Origin of the sequence: Streptomyces sp. Root1304 (assembly GCF_001426405.1) — a bacterium.
Lineage (GTDB): Bacteria > Actinomycetota > Actinomycetes > Streptomycetales > Streptomycetaceae > Streptomyces.
In genome coordinates, this window is sequence record NZ_LMEP01000027.1 from 1 (window position 1) to 17,006 (window position 17,006).

Annotated in this window: 19 protein-coding genes; 6 read left to right on the forward strand and 13 right to left on the reverse strand. The window is 71.0% G+C overall.

Features of this window, described 5'->3' with window-relative positions; translation table 11 throughout:
- Positions 1 to 415: 415 nt before the first annotated feature.
- Both ASD33_RS31105 and ASD33_RS31110 read right to left on the reverse strand, forming a co-directional pair.
- On the reverse strand, positions 416 to 1,144 hold the full coding sequence (locus ASD33_RS31105) for a response regulator transcription factor (RefSeq protein ID WP_056568888.1): 729 nt from the start codon (positions 1,142 to 1,144) through the stop codon (positions 416 to 418).
- 48 nt (positions 1,145 to 1,192) lie between these two features.
- A complete protein-coding gene (locus ASD33_RS31110) occupies positions 1,193 to 2,482 on the reverse strand; it encodes a sensor histidine kinase (RefSeq protein WP_063992004.1) in 1,290 nt (429 codons plus the stop codon).
- Between the two features lie 332 nt (positions 2,483 to 2,814).
- Between ASD33_RS31110 and ASD33_RS31115 the strand changes: the two genes are divergently transcribed.
- The 3 genes from ASD33_RS31115 (at position 2,815) to ASD33_RS31125 (ending at position 6,393) form a co-directional block, all read left to right on the forward strand.
- Entirely contained in the window at positions 2,815 to 4,044 is a 1,230-nt protein-coding gene (locus tag ASD33_RS31115; protein WP_056568220.1) for a hypothetical protein, read from the forward strand.
- Entirely contained in the window at positions 4,028 to 4,798 is a 771-nt protein-coding gene (locus ASD33_RS31120; RefSeq protein ID WP_056568224.1) for a hypothetical protein, read from the forward strand. Before ASD33_RS31115 ends, ASD33_RS31120 begins: the two co-directional genes overlap by 17 nt.
- Positions 4,799 to 4,860: 62 nt before the next feature.
- Positions 4,861 to 6,393, forward strand: coding sequence for a hypothetical protein (locus tag ASD33_RS31125; RefSeq protein WP_056568227.1), 1,533 nt, complete (start codon positions 4,861 to 4,863; stop codon positions 6,391 to 6,393).
- Positions 6,394 to 6,504: 111 nt separating this feature from the next.
- On the opposite strand, the gene ASD33_RS31130 is transcribed toward ASD33_RS31125, so the two are convergent.
- From ASD33_RS31130 to ASD33_RS31145, 4 genes are all read right to left on the reverse strand, one after another.
- On the reverse strand, positions 6,505 to 6,876 hold the full coding sequence (locus ASD33_RS31130) for a hypothetical protein (RefSeq protein ID WP_056568230.1): 372 nt from the start codon (positions 6,874 to 6,876) through the stop codon (positions 6,505 to 6,507).
- Between the two features lie 13 nt (positions 6,877 to 6,889).
- On the reverse strand, positions 6,890 to 7,111 hold the full coding sequence (locus tag ASD33_RS31135) for a hypothetical protein (RefSeq protein WP_056568234.1): 222 nt from the start codon (positions 7,109 to 7,111) through the stop codon (positions 6,890 to 6,892).
- Positions 7,112 to 7,204: 93 nt separating this feature from the next.
- Entirely contained in the window at positions 7,205 to 7,669 is a 465-nt protein-coding gene (locus tag ASD33_RS31140) for a hypothetical protein (RefSeq protein WP_199863624.1), read from the reverse strand.
- A 62-nt stretch (positions 7,670 to 7,731) separates the two neighbouring features.
- Positions 7,732 to 8,397, reverse strand: a complete 666-nt coding sequence (locus tag ASD33_RS31145) for an ATP-dependent endonuclease (protein WP_056568240.1) — start codon at positions 8,395 to 8,397, stop codon at positions 7,732 to 7,734.
- A 187-nt stretch (positions 8,398 to 8,584) separates the two neighbouring features.
- On the opposite strand from ASD33_RS31145, the gene ASD33_RS31150 reads away from it, so the two are divergent.
- A complete protein-coding gene (locus tag ASD33_RS31150; RefSeq protein ID WP_347232301.1) occupies positions 8,585 to 8,998 on the forward strand; it encodes a hypothetical protein in 414 nt (137 codons plus the stop codon).
- A gap of 149 nt (positions 8,999 to 9,147) precedes the next feature.
- Here ASD33_RS31150 and ASD33_RS31155 read toward each other — a convergent pair whose 3' ends face one another.
- Complete coding sequence (locus tag ASD33_RS31155) at positions 9,148 to 9,807, reverse strand: NAD(P)-binding domain-containing protein (protein ID WP_056568243.1); 660 nt, start codon at positions 9,805 to 9,807, stop codon at positions 9,148 to 9,150.
- 127 nt (positions 9,808 to 9,934) lie between these two features.
- On the opposite strand from ASD33_RS31155, the gene ASD33_RS31160 reads away from it, so the two are divergent.
- The gene (locus ASD33_RS31160; RefSeq protein ID WP_056568246.1) at positions 9,935 to 10,327 is read left to right on the forward strand and encodes a helix-turn-helix domain-containing protein; all 393 of its coding nucleotides are present in this window, start codon (positions 9,935 to 9,937) and stop codon (positions 10,325 to 10,327) included.
- Between the two features lie 139 nt (positions 10,328 to 10,466).
- Entirely contained in the window at positions 10,467 to 10,640 is a 174-nt protein-coding gene (locus tag ASD33_RS35625; protein ID WP_157870102.1) for a hypothetical protein, read from the forward strand.
- Between the two features lie 102 nt (positions 10,641 to 10,742).
- Here the strand turns inward: ASD33_RS35625 and ASD33_RS31165 are convergent, their stop codons facing one another.
- From ASD33_RS31165 to ASD33_RS31190, 6 genes are all read right to left on the reverse strand, one after another.
- Positions 10,743 to 11,567, reverse strand: a complete 825-nt coding sequence (locus ASD33_RS31165) for an ABC transporter permease (protein WP_056568249.1) — start codon at positions 11,565 to 11,567, stop codon at positions 10,743 to 10,745.
- Positions 11,564 to 12,598 carry an ATP-binding cassette domain-containing protein gene (locus ASD33_RS31170; protein ID WP_056568252.1) on the reverse strand — a complete coding sequence of 345 codons (1,035 nt, stop codon included), beginning with the start codon at positions 12,596 to 12,598 and terminating at the stop codon, positions 11,564 to 11,566. The genes ASD33_RS31165 and ASD33_RS31170 overlap by 4 nt, the downstream gene beginning before the upstream one ends.
- A 559-nt stretch (positions 12,599 to 13,157) precedes the next feature.
- Entirely contained in the window at positions 13,158 to 13,994 is an 837-nt protein-coding gene (locus ASD33_RS31175) for a DUF4097 family beta strand repeat-containing protein (RefSeq protein WP_056568256.1), read from the reverse strand.
- Between the two features lie 248 nt (positions 13,995 to 14,242).
- Entirely contained in the window at positions 14,243 to 14,770 is a 528-nt protein-coding gene (locus ASD33_RS31180; protein ID WP_056568260.1) for a hypothetical protein, read from the reverse strand.
- A gap of 98 nt (positions 14,771 to 14,868) precedes the next feature.
- A complete protein-coding gene (locus ASD33_RS31185) occupies positions 14,869 to 15,678 on the reverse strand; it encodes a MerR family transcriptional regulator (protein WP_242427189.1) in 810 nt (269 codons plus the stop codon).
- 100 nt (positions 15,679 to 15,778) lie between these two features.
- On the reverse strand, positions 15,779 to 16,975 hold the full coding sequence (locus ASD33_RS31190) for an MFS transporter (protein WP_056568263.1): 1,197 nt from the start codon (positions 16,973 to 16,975) through the stop codon (positions 15,779 to 15,781).
- Positions 16,976 to 17,006 lie beyond the last annotated feature (31 nt).

The window sequence follows — 17,006 nt, forward strand, 5'->3', positions numbered from 1 at the left end:
CTCGCATCTCAGCATGAGCATGCCCAGCAGGTGCCCGGCGTGGCGATCAGTACCACGATCGAGCGATCACGAACCGAGGAAGATCGGACTTAACGCCCTCTGAGGCGGGTCGGGCGGCGACCGCGTCCGCTGTGGGCGGCGGTCCGCCGGTCGGAACTGAACCTAGCCATGGGCTCGACGGGCCTCGACCGTCACCGGTTTGAACCGTGGTACGTCATGAGGCGCACAGGCCCGCGCCCGGTCACCTGCTCGCCGCAGTGGCCTCATACCGGCGCGGTAGGCGACGTACGCCATCACCCTCGGGGGCCGACTGTGCGCCCGGGTCCGGAACGGCGCACTCCTGCGCCCGCAGCTGTTGTGTGCACTCAGCCGGTCCCCGCGGTCCTGCCCCAGTCGCTGTCCGGGGGTCGCGCCCTCAGTCGCTGTCGGTGGTCCGGGTGTGGCCGGGGACGACGAGTCCCGTCTCGTACGCGAAGACCACCGCCTGCGCGCGGCTGGACAGTCCGAGCTTCGCCATCGCCCGGTTGAGGTGGGTCTTGACGGTTGCCTCGCTCAGGAGGAGCTGCTGGGCGATCTCGCCGTTGGACAGGCCGCGGGCGACCTGGACGAGTACCTCGTTCTCGCGGTTGGTGACGGTCCGCCAGGCAGGGGGAAGGCAGTCCTCGGGCGCCGGGGCGGGCGCGTACGCCTCGATCAGTCGCCGCGTCACCGACGGGGAGAACAGCATGTCCCCGGCGGCCACCGTGTGCACGGCCGTGACCAGCCGCTCCGGCGGGGTCTCCTTGAGGAGGAACCCGCTGGCTCCGGCGCGCAGGGCGCTGTACACGTACGCGTCGAGGTCGAACGTGGTGAGCACGATGACGCGGGGTGGCGTGGGGTCGGTCCTCGGCGGTGTCGCGTCCAGCGGCGCCGGGCGGGCGGTGGCCGGTTGGGCCAGGATGCGTTCGGTGGCCTGGATGCCGTCGGTGCCGGGCATCCGGATGTCCATCAGGACGACGTCGGGCGAGGTGGCCGCCACCTGCCGGACGGCGTCGTCACCGTCGCAGGCCTCGCCGACGACCTCCACTCCCGGAGCCATCCGCAGCAGGGCGGCGAGCCCGGCCCGGACGAGGATCTGGTCGTCGACCACCAGGACGGAAGGCATCGTCGGGAACATCCTCATGGGGACGGCCGGTCCTCGATGGCGCGAGGCTCACGGCGACGGGGACCGGAGGCCGTGCGGTCGACCGTTGTCGGCGGTCGGAGCGGGCAGGCTGAGCAGTACCTCGAAGCCGCCCCCCGTACGGGGGCCGACGTTCACCGTCCCTTGGTAGATCCTGGCGCGTTCGCGCATGCCGATCAACCCGTGGCCGATGTTCGGCCGTGTATCGGCCGGAACCCGTCCCTGTCCGTCGTCGGCGATCCGTACGGTGAGGCTTCGCCGGCCGTAGCCGACGGTCACCGTCGCGGTGGCGGGCCCGGCGTGCCGCAGGACGTTGGTCAGCGCCTCCTGGATCACCCGGTAGGCGCACAGGTCCATCCCGGGCGGCAGTGGATAGGGCTCTCCGGTGATGTCCAGGTCCACCGGGACGCCGGCGTCCCGCACACGGAGGAGCAGGGTGTCGAGCCGTTCGAGACCGGGGGCCGGTGCGTAGGCGTCCTCCGCTCCCTCGGCGCCGGGGCCCGTACCCGTGCCCGGTCCGGGGCTGCCGACGGTGGCCGTGGTGTCCTCCGGTCCGACGCGCAGCAGCACCAGGAGACGGCGGAGTTCTTCGAGGGCCTCCCTGCTGGTGGCCGCGATCGTGTCCAGGGCACGTTGGGCGGTCGCCGGATCGCCCTCGAACACGTAGGACGCCATCCCGGCCTGGAGCGAGACCACGGACATGTGGTGGGCGACGACGTCGTGGAGCTCCCGGGCGATGCGGACGCGTTCCTCGGTGACGGCCTGTGAGGCCCTGGTCTCCTGCTCGGCGTGGAGCTGGAGCGTCAGCCGGGCCAGTTCCCGGGTGCGTTCGGCGGCCCGGCCGGCGCCGCGCCCGATGAGTACGACCACCGCGGGGAAGGCCACCGCCTGCACGAGCACGGTCTTCATGGAGCCGTTGTGCACGTTGGACAGACCGGCCAGCAGCCAGGTCACGCCCACCGCCGCGCCACCGATCCGGACGGGCATTCCGTTACGGGTCGCCGCCACGGTGTACAGGGCGAGCAGTGTCGCCGGGGCGTTGACCACGGGCCAGTATCCGCAGGCGATGTACGCCGTCCACAGGACGACGACGGCCGAAAGCACGGCCACCGGCGCGAGCCTGCGCGCGACGAGCACGACGCTCGTCAGCACGGTCAGCGCGGCGCCGGTCGTGTCCATGCCGGTCCAGCCGGTCGGCGGTCGCTCCATCCCGAGCAGCAGGGCGGTGGTCGCGTACCCCACGGCGAGGAGCGAATCGACCACCACGGGTCGACGCAGGCCCTCGCCGGGACGGCCGAAGAGTCCCCGATCCGGTCGCATCAGCGCAGCGTACGCGCCCGGGCAGGAGTGATCCATGAGACGGCTGCGGTACGTCAACTACCGCGAGACGTCTACGGGATACCGCCGGGGTTTCAGGCGGTGGGCGGGGGCCTGACGGTCGTGCGGCGGCTTCACGAGCCCGTCGGGCGGCTCCGGACACCTCCGGCACGGCTGAATCCGTTGCTCGCCTTCGAGCCCCGTGAGAGCATCGATCTTCGACGGTCCGCCTCCTTTCGTTCGCGCTTCGCGACGCGAACGAAAGGAGGCGGACCGTTGCCATGCTCAGGGTTTCCGGTCATTCACCCATATCCGCGAACGGCAGGTGCGGTTCGATGTACGCAACAGAGTTCACAGAAGCCCGTATCGAGGATTCGAGCAATCTCCTGGTCGCACCTTCGGCCTTGCGGGACCACGATGTGGTGAGGGAGTTCTTCGGGTCCACGATCACGCCGGAGGAACTTTCTTCGGGTTCGCCCGGCCTCGCGCGGAAGACCGTCTACCTGTGTGGCGATGTGTCCGAGGTCAGTGCCCGCCAACTGGAGCAGGCCGCACGGGTGTTCGTCGTCCGGGAGCTGTCAGGCGGTTACGACGAAGACGCCGCCGGCGCTTGGCCCGTCATCGGCCTCGGCCGGGTTCCCGTCCGCGTCCACGGCGTCGGTGTGTTCTACCGGCGCTTCTTCGAACTCGACGCCGATCACTTCGGACGGATCAGTACGGAGCACGCCTTCCAGTCCCTGACGGAGGGGACCAAGCCCGGGACGGCCCATCGCAGCGGTATCTATCTGACGCCCGTCACACAGGCCGGTGACGAGCTGCATTTCCGTCTGCTCCGGTGCTCCACGAATCTCTCGGGGCCGACGGAGGGCTTTCGCCCGACCGACACGCAGATCGTCGACGCTCTGAACCGCGAGGCGCCCAGCGTCTTCCTGGACCAGGCGCCGCTGAATCACGTCCTCGCGCAGATCTACCACAACACCCTTGCCACGGCGGAGCGGAAGCAGTCCAAGGCCAAGATCTCGTCCCATGCCGACAAGACCAAGGACATGCCCGTCAATGGCGTCATGGCCTTCTGCACGTTCTATGACGAGCTCGACAAGCTGCAGCCCCTCGCGGAGGACACCTTCGACTACGGGGTGAAGGGTGTCAGCGGGCTGACCAGGCTCCATTTCCGTCTCAAGGAGCCGCACGGGGAGCGCGACGGTGGCGCACTCCCCTCGCAGTTCGCCGTGACCCTCTATCCCGGCTCGGTGTTCTTCATGCCGTTGTCGACCAATCGCCTGTACACGCACGAGATCCGGCCCGCCGCCTTGGACGCCGAACTGCTCCCGACCCGCCTGGGATACGTGGTGCGCTGTTCGAACGCGGAAGCCGTCCACAAGGACGGTCGCACGTTCCTCAAACTGGCCGGGGGTTCGGCGAAGCTGGAGCCGCCCACAGAGGCCGGGACGGACGAGCTGCGCAGGCTGTACGCCGAGGAGAACAGGACCTCGTCCTTCATCGATTACGGCGACGAGTTCCTCTTCAGCATGAACGCGGGAGATTACGATGCCCCCCGAGTCTAGGATCCCGGACGAGATCATCCGGTGCGATGTGCCGACCGAGGGAAGCCTCTTTGCGGAGCTGTCCGCGTCGGTGCGTTGGGAAGACGTGGGCAAGGGCCGACGGGGCGCCGTGCTTGCCGAGGTCGACGAGACCGGTGGTGTGCCCCTCGTGCGTACCACCACGCGGTACGGCAGCCCGACGCAGCGCTTCGGGGCGGTGCACGAACGGCTGGCGCGACTGGTCCAGGAGCGGGCGGGCCTTCCGGTCGGCTTCAACAACGCCCTCATCGAGAGCTACACCAACGCCTACCGAACCATGGGTGGCCATTCCGACCAGGCCCTCGATCTGGCCGAGGGATCGTTCATCGCCGTCTACTCGTGTTACCGATTTCCCGAAGCGCGCCCGCCGAGGAAGCTGGTCTTCGAATCCAAGGGTTCGGGTGACGAGAAGTACGCGATCTCCCTCGCCCACAACAGTGTCGTCGCCTTCTCCGTGGCGTCGAACCGGCGGCTCAGGCACAGGATCCTGTTGGACGCGCCCGACCGGGAGCAGGACAACCAGTGGTTGGGTGTGACGTTCCGAACGTCGAAGACCCTCGTTCGGTTTCGCGACGGGGATGCGTATCTGCCGCAGGGTGAGCGCCTCATGCCGGCCGACGAGGAGCAAAGCCGTGCGTTCTACCAGATGCGGCGCCGCGAGAACCATGAAGAGGACTTCGTCTACCCCCCGCTGACGTACACCGTCAGCGAGAGCGATCTCGTGCCGCCTGTCTGACCTGCGGCTGTCCGGCCACGACATCGTTGCCGACAGCGACTGCCGGACGGCAGGATGACCCGGTGTCGAACTCTCTCCACGGCCCGTGGCTGCGTGGCATGGCCTTCAATCCGGCGGCGCCCTCCGACGTACTGATACGCCTGTTGGATCGAGCGGCCGGCGAGGCCGGGCTCCTGCTGTGCGAGGGGCGTGACCTGCCCGACGCCGTCCTCGACGCTGCCCTGCGCCATCCGGACGGAGTCATCCGCCGCACGCTCGCACACAACCGCTACGTCGACCCGGCGCGGCTCGCCCCCTTGGCGACGGACCCGTCGGGGATCGTCCGCGGGTGGCTCGCCGCCGGCCCCCGTCACTACCCCCGATGGGTCCGACCGCTGCCGGACGACATCCTCATGAGCCTCCTGACCGCGCGGGACGGGGGCGAGGACGGCAAGCTCACGGCGAAGGAGATCGTCGGGGAGCTCGATTCCTCCCGGCAGATCCCGTTGTCCTTCTTCCTCCGCATGGCCGGCCGCGAGGACCCCGAACTCCGGGTCCTGGCCACATGGCGGTGGGAGTCGCTCACCCCGGCGCAGCGGGCGGGGCTGCTCGACGATCCGAACGCCGCGGTCCGTGAAGCGGCGCGGGAGAGGAACTGGTCGCTGCAGCCGGAACGGGTGGAGGCGATGCTGCCCTCGTTCGGTGCGCGCAACGAATTCGTGTTCGCCACGTGCGCTCTGTCCCCCGCGCTCGTCGAGCAGTGCTTCGCCGACGGCTCGGTGCGCCCCCTGGCCCGGAACCGGCACACCCCGGCCTACGCCGTCGCCCGGCTCGCCCGCCATCCCGAGGCGGAGGTCCGCGCGATGGTCGCCGCCCGGCCCGACCTGGGGCCGGAGCTGGTCGCGGAGTTGAGGGAGGACCCGGACGAGGACGTGCGGATGCGTGCGCGCCTCCACCCCTTCCCCCGCACATGGGCCGAGTACGGGGCCCTCCAGTGGGTCATCGGGCACGGTCCCGACTGCACCTGCCCGATCGGCGAGCCGTTCACCGAGTCGGGTGTCGATCCGGCCGTCGGGCCTTCGCCCGACTGGTTCGCCGCCTGCGCGGTGTCCGGGGATCCAGTGTTCCGTCGGGTCGCGGCGAGTTGGCCGGGTCTGCCGGCGGACCTCGTCGAGACGCTCGCGAAGGACGACGACGAGGAGGTGAGGATCCGGCTGGCCTGCCACCACCCGCTGGCTCCGTCGCACCTCCTGCTGGACGCCTTCGTCACCCGCCCCGCCCACCGTCCGCATCTGTTGGCCCGGCCCACCTTCCCCCGTACCGGCTGGGCTCACCTCGTCGGCCACCCGGATCCCGAGGTACGGGCCATGGCCGCAGCGGATGCCGCCGTATCAGACCCGCCGGTGGAGGACCCCGACGCGTCCGTGCGCCGGGCAGCCGCCGCCAACCCGAACCTGACGCCGGACGTCCTGGAGGACCTCCTGGCCCGCCCCGGTACCGCCGAGGGCGCTGCCGCGAATCCGGCCCTCCCCGTCGCGCGCATGCACGCACTCCTCGACGACTGCCTGAACGGCACAGCGGCCCCCGCGCCGGGCCAGGTTGTTGATCAGTCGTAGAGCTGACTGGATCGACGCCCAGCGTCAGGGCTGGGCCGACGGATCCCGGTTCGGCTTCGCCGTACTGGAGGAGGTGGACCCGTTACGCCGGAGCGTCGCCGCCACCCCAGGTCAGCGGGTCCACTCCTTAAGGACCGCCGCCACCTGCCGGACGTCGATGCGGCCTTCGGCCACCCGCTCCACCAGGTCGATGGCCTCCTCGGACGTGATGCTGACCTGCCGGCCGCAGGCGTGGAGGTAGGCCGCGGCCACGACCACGCCGTACAGCTCGTTGGAGTGCTCCAGGGCCGGTACCCGTACGAACTGCTCCAGAAGGGCGGCCGCACGGTGGTGGGGGTGCTCGTACACCGGGATGTCCATCACGCGGAAGGCGTGGCGGGCGCGGGCGGCTTCGAGGGCTCCCCAGTCCGCGATCTCCGGGTCGCCGGGGATCTCCTGCTGGGCGATGTCGAGCAGCCAGGACAGATCTATCTGGAGCAGCACGCGACGGCCGGGATCAGGCGGCGTCGGCGTCGGCGGGGCGGCCGTAGCGCTTGGCGAAGGCCTGGCCGTGCTGGGCCACGAAGGTACGGGCGCCTTCGACGAACCGGGTACGGGTCAGGTCGGCGTCCAGCACGCGGCCCGCGTAGTCCTCGGCGGGCACGTGCTTCTCCGCTGCGGCGCGCTCCAGCGCCTCGTACGCCTCGTCGCTGATCTCGATGCGGATTTCTCGTGCCATGGGTCCACGGTAGCGGCCGGGCGGCCGGCGCGGCAGGGGGTCGGGGAAGACGGGGGCGCCAGCCGCGCGCCGGGGCCCGGGACCGGGGGCTTCCTACGCGGTCCCGTCCTCCTCTTCGTCCAGGCCCTGGACGTCGACCGGTCGTGTTCCGTCGAAGGTCACCAGGAGGCCGTAGGGGTCGGCCAGGGCGAGCCTGCTCTCCGCGAAGCGGATTGCCCAGGTCCGGTCGGCCCACACCGTTGCTTCGGGGACTGCCAGGGGGAGCTCCGGAAGGTCCAGCCAGGTCAGCTCCTCGGCAGCGAGGCCGAATCGTGGCTCTCGGAGTCGGGTACGGCAGTACTCCAGGGCCTGGTCCACGTAGGCGTCGAAGTGGTCCACCACGTCGTGAGCGAGCCTGAGGACGGGCTCCTGCGGCGGGGCGGGCGGCTCGGTCACCACGCTCAGTCCTGCCGGGTCCGTGCCTGCGGGCCTCGGCAGGTAGCCGGTCCAGCAGGCCAGCGACGGCGGGCTCTCCGTACGGCTCAGCTCAAGCCCAGCGATGTGCAGGGTCGTCGGCAACTCCTCAGCGCCGTCTGGCACTTCGCTGCTCTCGGGTGCTCCGTGTTCGGGCATCGGCGTCTTCATCCGTCCAGGTGGGCGAGGAGGCGGTCCAGCGGGCGTGGGACCTCGTCGAGGTCGAGGTCCTCGACCAAGGAGCGTGCGTACTGACTCTTTCGTCCGCTGATCGTGCCCATGAAGCGCCGAAGTTGTTGTTCGACGGTTCGTTCCCGCTGGGCGGGCTGCTTCTGGAAGATGCCCCAGGCGCGCAGGTCGCCCTGGGCCTCGACGACCTGTTGCACGCGGGCGGGGCCGAGGGAGCGGATCAGTTCCTCTTCCAGGTCGGCGACGCAGACGTAGAAGCCGAGCGGTTCCATGCGCGCGCGTGTGAGGTCGTGGCCGAGGCCCGTTCGTTCCAGGGCTCGGGAGAAGTGGTTCTCCTCTCCGGCGTCGCACAGGCCGGCCAGCCCCATGCCGAGCCCCTCCGGGCCGAGCAGGTTCAGGAATCTGCCGATGTTCGTCACGCCTCCGAGGGGGACGACGGCGATCCCCTCCGCGTCGAGGGCGCGGCCGTGCCGTGCGGCCAGGACTTCGAAGGCGATCCGGTCGCTGACGCCTTCCACCAGCACCGCCGTACGCAGGCCCGCTTCGGCAGTCAGTTCTCGTGCGGCCACGGCTGCTTCCGCAGCGCTCGCACCGCCTGCCGCCCACTCGATGACCGCCTGCCGGAACCGCTCTGTCGCATCCACGGTCCCGAGTCTCTCAGGTGTGGGCGGGAAGATCGTCATGAGTTTTCGCGTGCCGCCGCGAGGGCCGCGCATCCTCACCGGCCGGACTGCCGTGCGGACGAACGACTTTGGGTGATGCGGGCCTCCCCCGGTCGTCTTCTTCGTGCCATTCGCCAGTACAGCGGCCGTCCGCGCGCGGAGCTTGGGGGTGCAGTGCCTCAACTACGCCGAGGACATCGCGACGATGGAGCGGATGTGCCGCAACATCCACCGGAGTCTGGTTCCGGGTGGTGAGTTCTTCGTTCTCGCCCAGAAGCCCGACTACCGGTTCGACTGTCCGTCCCTGGACAAGTACGGGTTCCTCTGCGAGCCGACCGGTGAGGAGCTCGAGACGGGTCCTCGGGTGCGGATCACGGCCCTTCTCGAACCCCAGCCGATCAGCATCGTGGGCATGGCCCCGCGCCGCGAGGTCTACGAGGATTCCCTGCGGGCCGCCAGGTTCAGTGACCTGGAGTGGATTCCGCTGCGGGTGTCCGACGCGGGCGTCCGTGAGTTCGGCGAGGACTTCTGGGCGGACGTTCTCGCGAGCCCGCCGCTGGAGATGCTGCGCTGCCGCGCCTGATCTGTTCCTCGGGGTTCCGGGTGGGCCGAGGGGGCTGTGTGAGTGCGGCGCGGGTAGCGGCGGCCGCTGGGGACTGCCGCCACCCGCGCCCTGCACGGGGTGTGGGAGCGGTCAGGCCGGTGGCCGGTGCTCCGTTCCGGGAGCGGTCGTCAGGCGTCGGCCCCCTGCGGTCCCGCCGCGAACTCCAGTGGCGGGGCTATCGCCTGGGCGTCCGCACCTTCCCCCACCCACAGCCCGATGAAGAGGGCGGCGGTCGCCTCCAGGAGCGCCGCCCGGTCCAGGCCGCCCCCGGCCAACGGCACGCAGCCCGTGTCCCGTACCAGCCGGGCCGTCACCGCGAGCGCGTCCTCGTCGTCCCCGCAGACCGGGACCGCCAGCGGCCTGCCGTCGAACACCGGCGGGGTCATGCGCCACACGTCCTCGTGGCAGATGTTGAAGGCCTTCACGACCCGCGCCCCGGGTGCCGCGTCGGCCAGCCGTCGGGCCGCCGAAGGGCCACCGTCCGTCAGGAGCCGGAAGCCGGGGCCGACCGGATTGGAGCAGTCGATCAGGACCCGCCCTTCCAGGGGATCGCTCAGCTCCCCGACGGCTTCCGCGCCCGCTCCGTACGGCAGGGCCGCGAGCACGGCGTCGCCGAAGCCGGCCGCCCGGCGCAGGTTCCCGTACCGCACGGTGTCGCCCATCGTGGTGGCCAGCCGTTTCGCCCGCTGCTCGTCGCGGGCCCCGACGAACACCTCGTGTCCTGCCCGTACCCAGTGGGTGGCGAGGGCCTGCGCCATGTTTCCCGCTCCCAGTACGCCGATTCTCATCGTGCTCTTCCCTACTCCCGTGACGTGATCGATCCGGAGGGTTCGGTGCTCCCGTTCCTCTTGGGCACCCCGGTTCTCCGGTGCTTTCGGAACGACACTAGGGAGGCCGTCGGGCACCATCTGGTACGTGACTTCTGACGGATACTTGGCCGACTGCCGCGCCCGCCTCGCCTTCGACCTGCTCGCGAACACCTGGAACTCCGTGGTGCTCTGGTCCCTACGGGGCGGGCCCCGCCGGCACGGCGAACTGCGGGCGCGGATCGGCGGCATCAGTTCCAAGGTGCTCACCGAGACGCTGCGGCGTCTGGAGTTCAACGGTCTGGTCGAACGCCGGGAGGCCGGCGTGGTCGACGTACCTGAGCTCCGGGGCGCACCCCGCGTCACGTACGAGCTGACCCCGCTGGGACGGACCCTGCTCGGACCGATCGACGCGTTCGGGGCCTGGGCCTTCGAGCACGGCGACGAGGTCATGGCCGCTCAGGAGCGCCATGGGCAGCCCACCGCACTTCGTGGAGAGTGAGGGCGGCCAGGGCGGCCTGAGGGCACGGCCTTCGGGGCTTTTGCGGACCTGGGTGCCTGCGCCGAGCAACCCCGGGGGAGGTCGAGCGCGTCTTCTTGATCGAAGTGCGCCACGGGGGCGGACGCGAAGGGGTTGGAAGATGGAAGACATTGCTGGTTCCGCTGTCGTGCGCGTGCTGAAGGGTGTCGGGTGGGTCACCTTCCATGTCGTCGGTGCCGTGGGTGACGTGCTCGCCAACGGCGTGCCGTGGGGAACCGACAGCGGGCGCTCCTCCGAGAAGGAGGAGCGGAAGCAGGAGAGCGGGATTTCCTGACGGTGCTGTTCGGCATGGGGCGGCCGCGGGGGCGGCTCCCTGTGGTTCCGGGAGCCGCCCCCGCGGCGTGTTCGTTCGTCCCTCCGTCCGGCCGGCCCCGGGTCAGAGCGTGACCTCGCGGTTGAAGGCCGCGCGCGACCAGAAGTAGCCGAGCAGAGCGAGCGCCGTGCACCAGGCCAGGGCGATCCAGCCGGCGTTGCCGATCTCCGTGCCGAGCAGCAGACCGCGCAGCGTCTCGTTGATCGGGGTGAAGGGCTGGTACTCGGCGAACCAGCGCAGCGCGGTCGGCATCGATTCCGGGGTGACGACGGCGCTGCCGAGGAAGGGCAGGAAGGTCAGCGGCAGCGGGGCGTTGCTCGCGGACTCGACGGTCTTGGCGCCCATGCCCATCGCGGCCGACAGCCAGGCCATGCCGAAGGCCAGGAAGAGAAGCAGGGACAGGGCGGCCACCCACTCGACCGGCGACGCCTCGGGCCGGAATCCGATGGCGAGAGAGACGCCGGTGACCAGGACGAGGACGGCGAAGACCTGGATGACGCTGCCCAGGACATGGCCGGTGAGGATCGCTCCCCGGGAGATCGACATCGTGCGGAAGCGCTTGACGATGCCTTCCGTCATGTCGGAGCAGACCGACACGGCCGTCGCCACGGCCCCCGACGTCGCGGACATCAGGATGATGCCGGGCACGACGTAGTTGATGTAGTCGCCGCGGTCGCCGCCCGCTCCGATTCCGGTGCCGATCGCGCCTCCGAAGACGTACACGAACAGCAGGAGCATCAGGATCGGCATGATGACGATCGAGATCGTCATCGACGGGTAGCGCTGCATGTGCTTGATGTTGCGGCGCAGCATCGTCAGGGAGTCGCGCAGCGCGTACGAGCGGGTGTCCTCGGCGGGTGCCGCCGGGGCGAGGGTGGCGGTGCTCATCGGTTCGACTCCTTCTGGGTGGTGGACTGGGTGGGGAGGGGCTGGGCCGAGGGGGTGCCGGGGGTGTTCTGTCGGCCCGTGAGGGCCAGGAAGACGTCGTCGAGGTCCGGGGTGTGCACGGTCAGCGACTCGGCCTGAACGCCCGTGGTGTCGAGGACGTCGATGACCGAGCGGAGATTGGCGAGCGACCCGTCGCTGGGGATCTGCAGGGTCAGCGACTCGTCGTCGCGGGTGGCGACGCCGAAGATCGAGGCCGCCGTCTCGAAGTGCGACTCGTCGGTGAACCGGACCCGGACGTGCCCGCCCGGGATCAGGCGCTTCAACTCCTCCGCGGTGCCCTCCGCCACGAACGTGCCCCGGTCGAGCACCGCGATGTGGTCGGCCAGGTGGTCGGCCTCCTCCAGGTACTGCGTGGTGAGGAAGATGGTCACGCCCTCTTCTGTGACCAGGTCGCGGATGAGTTCCCACATGACGCGGCGGCTGCGCGGGTCGAGGCCGGTGGTCGGCTCGTCGAGGAAGATGATCCGCGGCCGGCCGACCAGCGTCATCGCCAGGTCCAGCTTGCGGCGCATGCCGCCGGAGAAGGTCGCGACGTTCTTGCGGGCCGCTTCGGTCAGCTCGAACCGTTCCAGGAGTTCGGCGGCACGGCGTCGGCCCTCGGCGCGGCTCAGGTGGTGCAGATCGGCCATGAGGAGCAGGTTCTCCTCGGCGGTCAGCAGCCCGTCGACCGCGGCGAACTGTCCCGTCACGCCGATCTGGCGCCGTACCGCGCCGGCGGCGGAGGTCACGTCGTGACCCGCGATCCGCGCCTCGCCCGCGTCGGCGGTGATCAGCGTGGAGAGGATCTCCACCGTGGTGGTCTTGCCCGCCCCGTTCGGGCCGAGCAGCGCGAAGATCGTGCCCTCCGGGATCCGGAGGTCGATGCCGTCCAGCACCAGCTTGTCGCCGTACGACTTGCGCAGACCGCGCGCGGAGATCGCGGCTGCCCGGGTGGGGGTGGCCACTGCGGTCGGTGTGTTCGCTGTGCTCATGGGAGCGGGCCCTTCCGTGGAGAGGAATCAGAGGCTCAGGGGTTCAGGGGGCGTATCGGGGTGGCCGGGCTCGGGGCCTCGGGGCCTGCGGCGCACTCGGGCGTCCTTCGGAAGCCGAGGTGCGGGATGCGGATACGCCGAAGGTGGTCGGCGCGGAAGTCGATGAGGTGCTGTCGGCGGAAGCGGGGCGCGCATCGGGGTGCGTCGCTCTCGGCGCCTTGACGGGCGGCGTATCGCGCTTGCTGCGTCAGAGGGGTACGCGAATGGCGGATGTGGCGCCATCAGCCGCCTCAGTGGCGCCATTCGCTCAGACGGGTGGCGGAGGGGCCGGGAAGGCACTCCGGCATGGCGCCTCGGTGGCGCCTGCCCGGCCGCCGCGAAGGGCGGTCCGGGCCGTTCGAAGGGGTGGCCGCCCGTAGTCGAGGGCGGGGACGGCGGCGGTGGAAGTGGTGGTCAGGGGGTGGTGGCGGAGAGCGCCGTGCCGCCTCTGCGGGCGGCCCCCGGTCCGCCGGTGCCCCTTCGTACGGCGGTCCTGCTCGGCCTTTCGGCCGCTCCGGGCTCAGGCTCGGCGGATCACGATGTCGCCGACGCTCGTGCGGCCACGGACCTCGACCGTCTCGTCCGACTCCCCCGGGCCCTGCGCCACGCCCAGTTCGTTGCGGACGCGTCCCGCCTTGGAGCGGACGTCGAGCCAGGCCGCCGTGCCCTCGGCGATGCCGACCTCCAGGGCCCCCGCGGAGGACTCCAGGGTGATCTGCCCGCGCACCACCTCGCCGAGGCGGATCGAGCCGCTGGACGTCTTCGCGGTGACCGAGGCCGCCGCACGGACGACGCTGATGGGTCCGTTGGACGAGTTCACCCGCAGCTCGCCGTCGGTCTCCCCGATCACGGTCTCGCCGTTGAGGTTCTTGACGGTCGCCTCGCCGCCGATCCTGCCGACCCGTACCCGGCCCGAGCCCTGGATGTCGGCGCCGCCCGTCACCCGGTCCACCTGGATGTCGCCGTGCGGCGTCTTCAGCCGTACGGTCTCGGCCTCCTCCAGCCGGATGTCTCCGGTGGAGGTCGTCAGCCGGCAGTTCCCGAAGCGTCCCTCGGCGACGAGGTCGCCCAGACTCGTGCTCCCGGTCACGTCGGAGCCCGCGGGCAGCTCGACGGTCACGTCGATCACGCCGTACTTGCCGAACGGCGAACGCTTCTTCGGTCCCTTGACGACGAGTTCGCCGCCCGCGCAGCTGACCTTGGTGTCCTCCGCGGCCTGCTTGTCGTGGGTGTTGCCGGGCTCGCTCGGCGCCACCTCGACCACGGTGTCGGTGCGCTTGCCCGCGACGATCCGGATCCGCCCGACCTCGATCTCGACGGTGGCGGAGAGGGGCTCGGGGGTGTCGAAAGTAGGCATGACTGTGCCGTCCCTTGGGTGAGTGGAGGTAGGTGCGTGAGTGGAGGTGCGGCAGGCCGGGGGTGTGGTGTGCTAGGGCCTGTCGTCACACTCCCGTCGTCGCCCGAAGGGCGGCCCCGCGGCGTCTGGTGCGTGCTCTCGGCGTGCCGGGTGGAAGCCCTCATACTGGACCGTACTCGGGCTTTCGCCCGGTGCGGCGAGAGCGCGTGCCAGGCGCCGTGGGGCAGACGGGAGTTTGACGACAGGCCCTAGCGGACCCAGCCGGTGAAGCCCTGCCCCACCGCCGGGCCCGCCTGGCCGCGTCGGCCGCGGTCCGCCGCGGGTTCCAGGGCGGCGGCGACGGCCCGTACGAGCCAGGCGTTGACCGACAGGCCCTCACGGCTCGCGGCCTCCTCGACGCGGAGCTTCAGCTGCGCCGGCGGCCGGAAGTTGATGCGCGCGGTGGCGCCCTCCTCGGCCTCGGCGAAGGCCGTCGCCGGGAGCGCCGGGGGTGCCGGGGCTTCGGCGGCGACCTCGCCGAAGGAGTCCGCCGCGGGCGGCGCGGTCACCACGAACTCGGGGTCCAGTCCCCGGAGCCGCAGGTCGACCGAGCCCGGCGCCAGATCACGGGTGACCTCGTCCATCGCGTCGGACAGCGCACCGAGCAGCGTCAGGCGGGCGGCCGATTCGAGCGGGCCGGTGAGCCGGTCGGCCAGGGCGCGGGCTTCCTCGCCGCCGGCCTCGGCGGCCACGCCGAGCTCATGACGAAGACGGTCAACATACGGAGTGAGGTCCATGAAGCAAGAATGGCACCATCATGGCGCCACCGCAACCCCAATGGCGCCACAACGCGCCATGGGGGCGCCGGGGTGCGCCATCGCAGTGGCGCCTCGGCTCAGCTCAGCCGCGTCCTGACGTACGCCTCGATGGCGTCGCGCTGGTAGACGGCCAGGCCCGGTGCGATCTGCTCGTACGCGGCGCGCCAGCCGTCGTTGTCGACGCAGGAGCGGCCGATGGCGCGGAACTCGTCGGCGGTCACGGCGCGCAGTTCGGTCAGGGTCCGGTACTGGGTGTCGATCTCGTCCTGTACGGGTGCCGCATCGGCCGCGTGGCCGGCGGTCATGAGTTCGGCCAGCCGGATCATCTGCGCGGTGCGTGCGCGCTGGCCGGCCTCGACGTCCTGCGGGGTCATCCCCGCGACCCGGCGGGCGACCTCCTCGGCGTGCTCGGGGAAGTCCCGCAGGCTCTCCTGGTACTGGGAGGGCTGGACGCCCTCGAACAGGTTCTCCGGTCGGTTGATGGCGGTCATCGCTGTGCCGTCCTTCCTGGACTGCTCCAGATCGGCGATCGTGCGGGAGACCGTCGCGGCCAGCGCGTCGAGGCGGTCCCGTTCCGCCAGGAGCCGACGACGGTGGCCGCGCAGGGCTTCCACCTCGTCGACCTGGTCGGCGAGGACCCGGCCGATCTCCGGGAGACCCAGGCCCAGCGTCCGCAGGACGAGGATCTGCTGCAGCAGCAGGAGCTGGCGTTCCCCGTAGCAGCGGCGGCCGTTGCCCGCGATCCGGGCGGGCGGCAGCAGGCCGATCTCGTCGTAGTGCCGGAGGGTGCGGGCGGTCACGCCCGACATCCGGGCCACCTCGTCGATCGGCCACTCCCTCGCCCCGTCCGCGGGCCCCACCGTCGCCCCCTCCATCGGCCGTTCCATCGCCGGCTCCCTCACGAAAGCGTCACCGGGCCGGTCGTTCCGGCCCTGCTCAGGACGGTAGAGGCTGCCGTAACGGCAACTTCAAGCCCATGGGATTCCGTCACCGGCTCTCCGCCGGTGCCGGGCGCCGCCGGAGCAGATACGTCCCTGCAGCCGCGACCAGGACCAGCATGCAGGCGATGAACACCAGGCCCGCGCCTTCCAGGCCCATGGGGTCGGCCAGCAGCCCGACCCCGATCACCGGGATCGAGATGCCCGCGTACGCCACCACGAACAGGGTCGAGATCACCGCGGCGCGGCGGTCCGCCGGTGCCGCCGCCGCGACGGAGGCCAGCGCGGCGCGGAAGGCGAGGCCCTGGCCCGCGCCACCGATGGCGGCGGCGAGGACGACGAGCACCAGGAGGTCCGAGTACAGCGCGGCCCCGAGGAAGGCGAGGCCGGCGAAGAGGACCGCGCAGCCCAGGGAGAGGGACCGTGCGACGCCGACACGGCCGACGGCCAGTTGCCCCGCGGTGGAGGCGAAGAAGGCCGTGGCGACGATCAGGCCGCTCACCGCGTGGTTGTCCACGTGGAGGTAGCGGGCAAGGAACGCGGGGCTGACGGAGGTGAAGACGCCGAAGAGGGCGAACCCCACGAAGGAAGCGATGGCCGCCGGGACGAACACCTTTCTGACCTGCGCCGGGAGGGCGGGGAGCTGCGGTCGTACGGCGGTGAGCGGTCGGCGTTCCCGGACGGTCTCGGGGAGGCGCAGCAGGACGGCGGCGGAGAGGAGTACGAGGCCAAGGTGGACGGCGAACGGCAGCACGAGGGGCTCGGGGGCGTACTCCGCGAGGAGTCCGGCGAGGAGGGGTCCGCAGCCGAGGCCGCCCATGTTGGCGGCCGTCGCCACGAAGGTCGCCCGGGTCCCGCCGCCGCGCGGGGCGAGTTCCATCACGTACGCGGTGGCTGCACCGGTGAAGAGGCCGGCCGACAGGCCGGAGAGCAGCCGTCCGCCGTACAGCCAGGCCAGGCTGTCCGCGGAGAGGAAGCAGACGGCGCTCGCGGCGGAGAAGCCGAGGCCCCAGAGCAGGGTCGGCCGTCGGCCGATGGTGTCCGAGGCGTTGCCCGCGAGGAGCAGGACGCCGATGACCCCGAAGGCGTACACGGCGTATACGACGGTCACCGTCAGCTCGGAGAACCCGAACTTCTCCTGGTAGAGCGGGTAGAGCGGGGTCGGCAGCGTGGTGCCGGCCATGCATACGACGAACACGGCCCCGGCGAGCAGACAGCGGAGCCAGCCCTGACGTTCACCATCCATGCCGCCGACCGTATCCCCGCAGGTGCCCGCC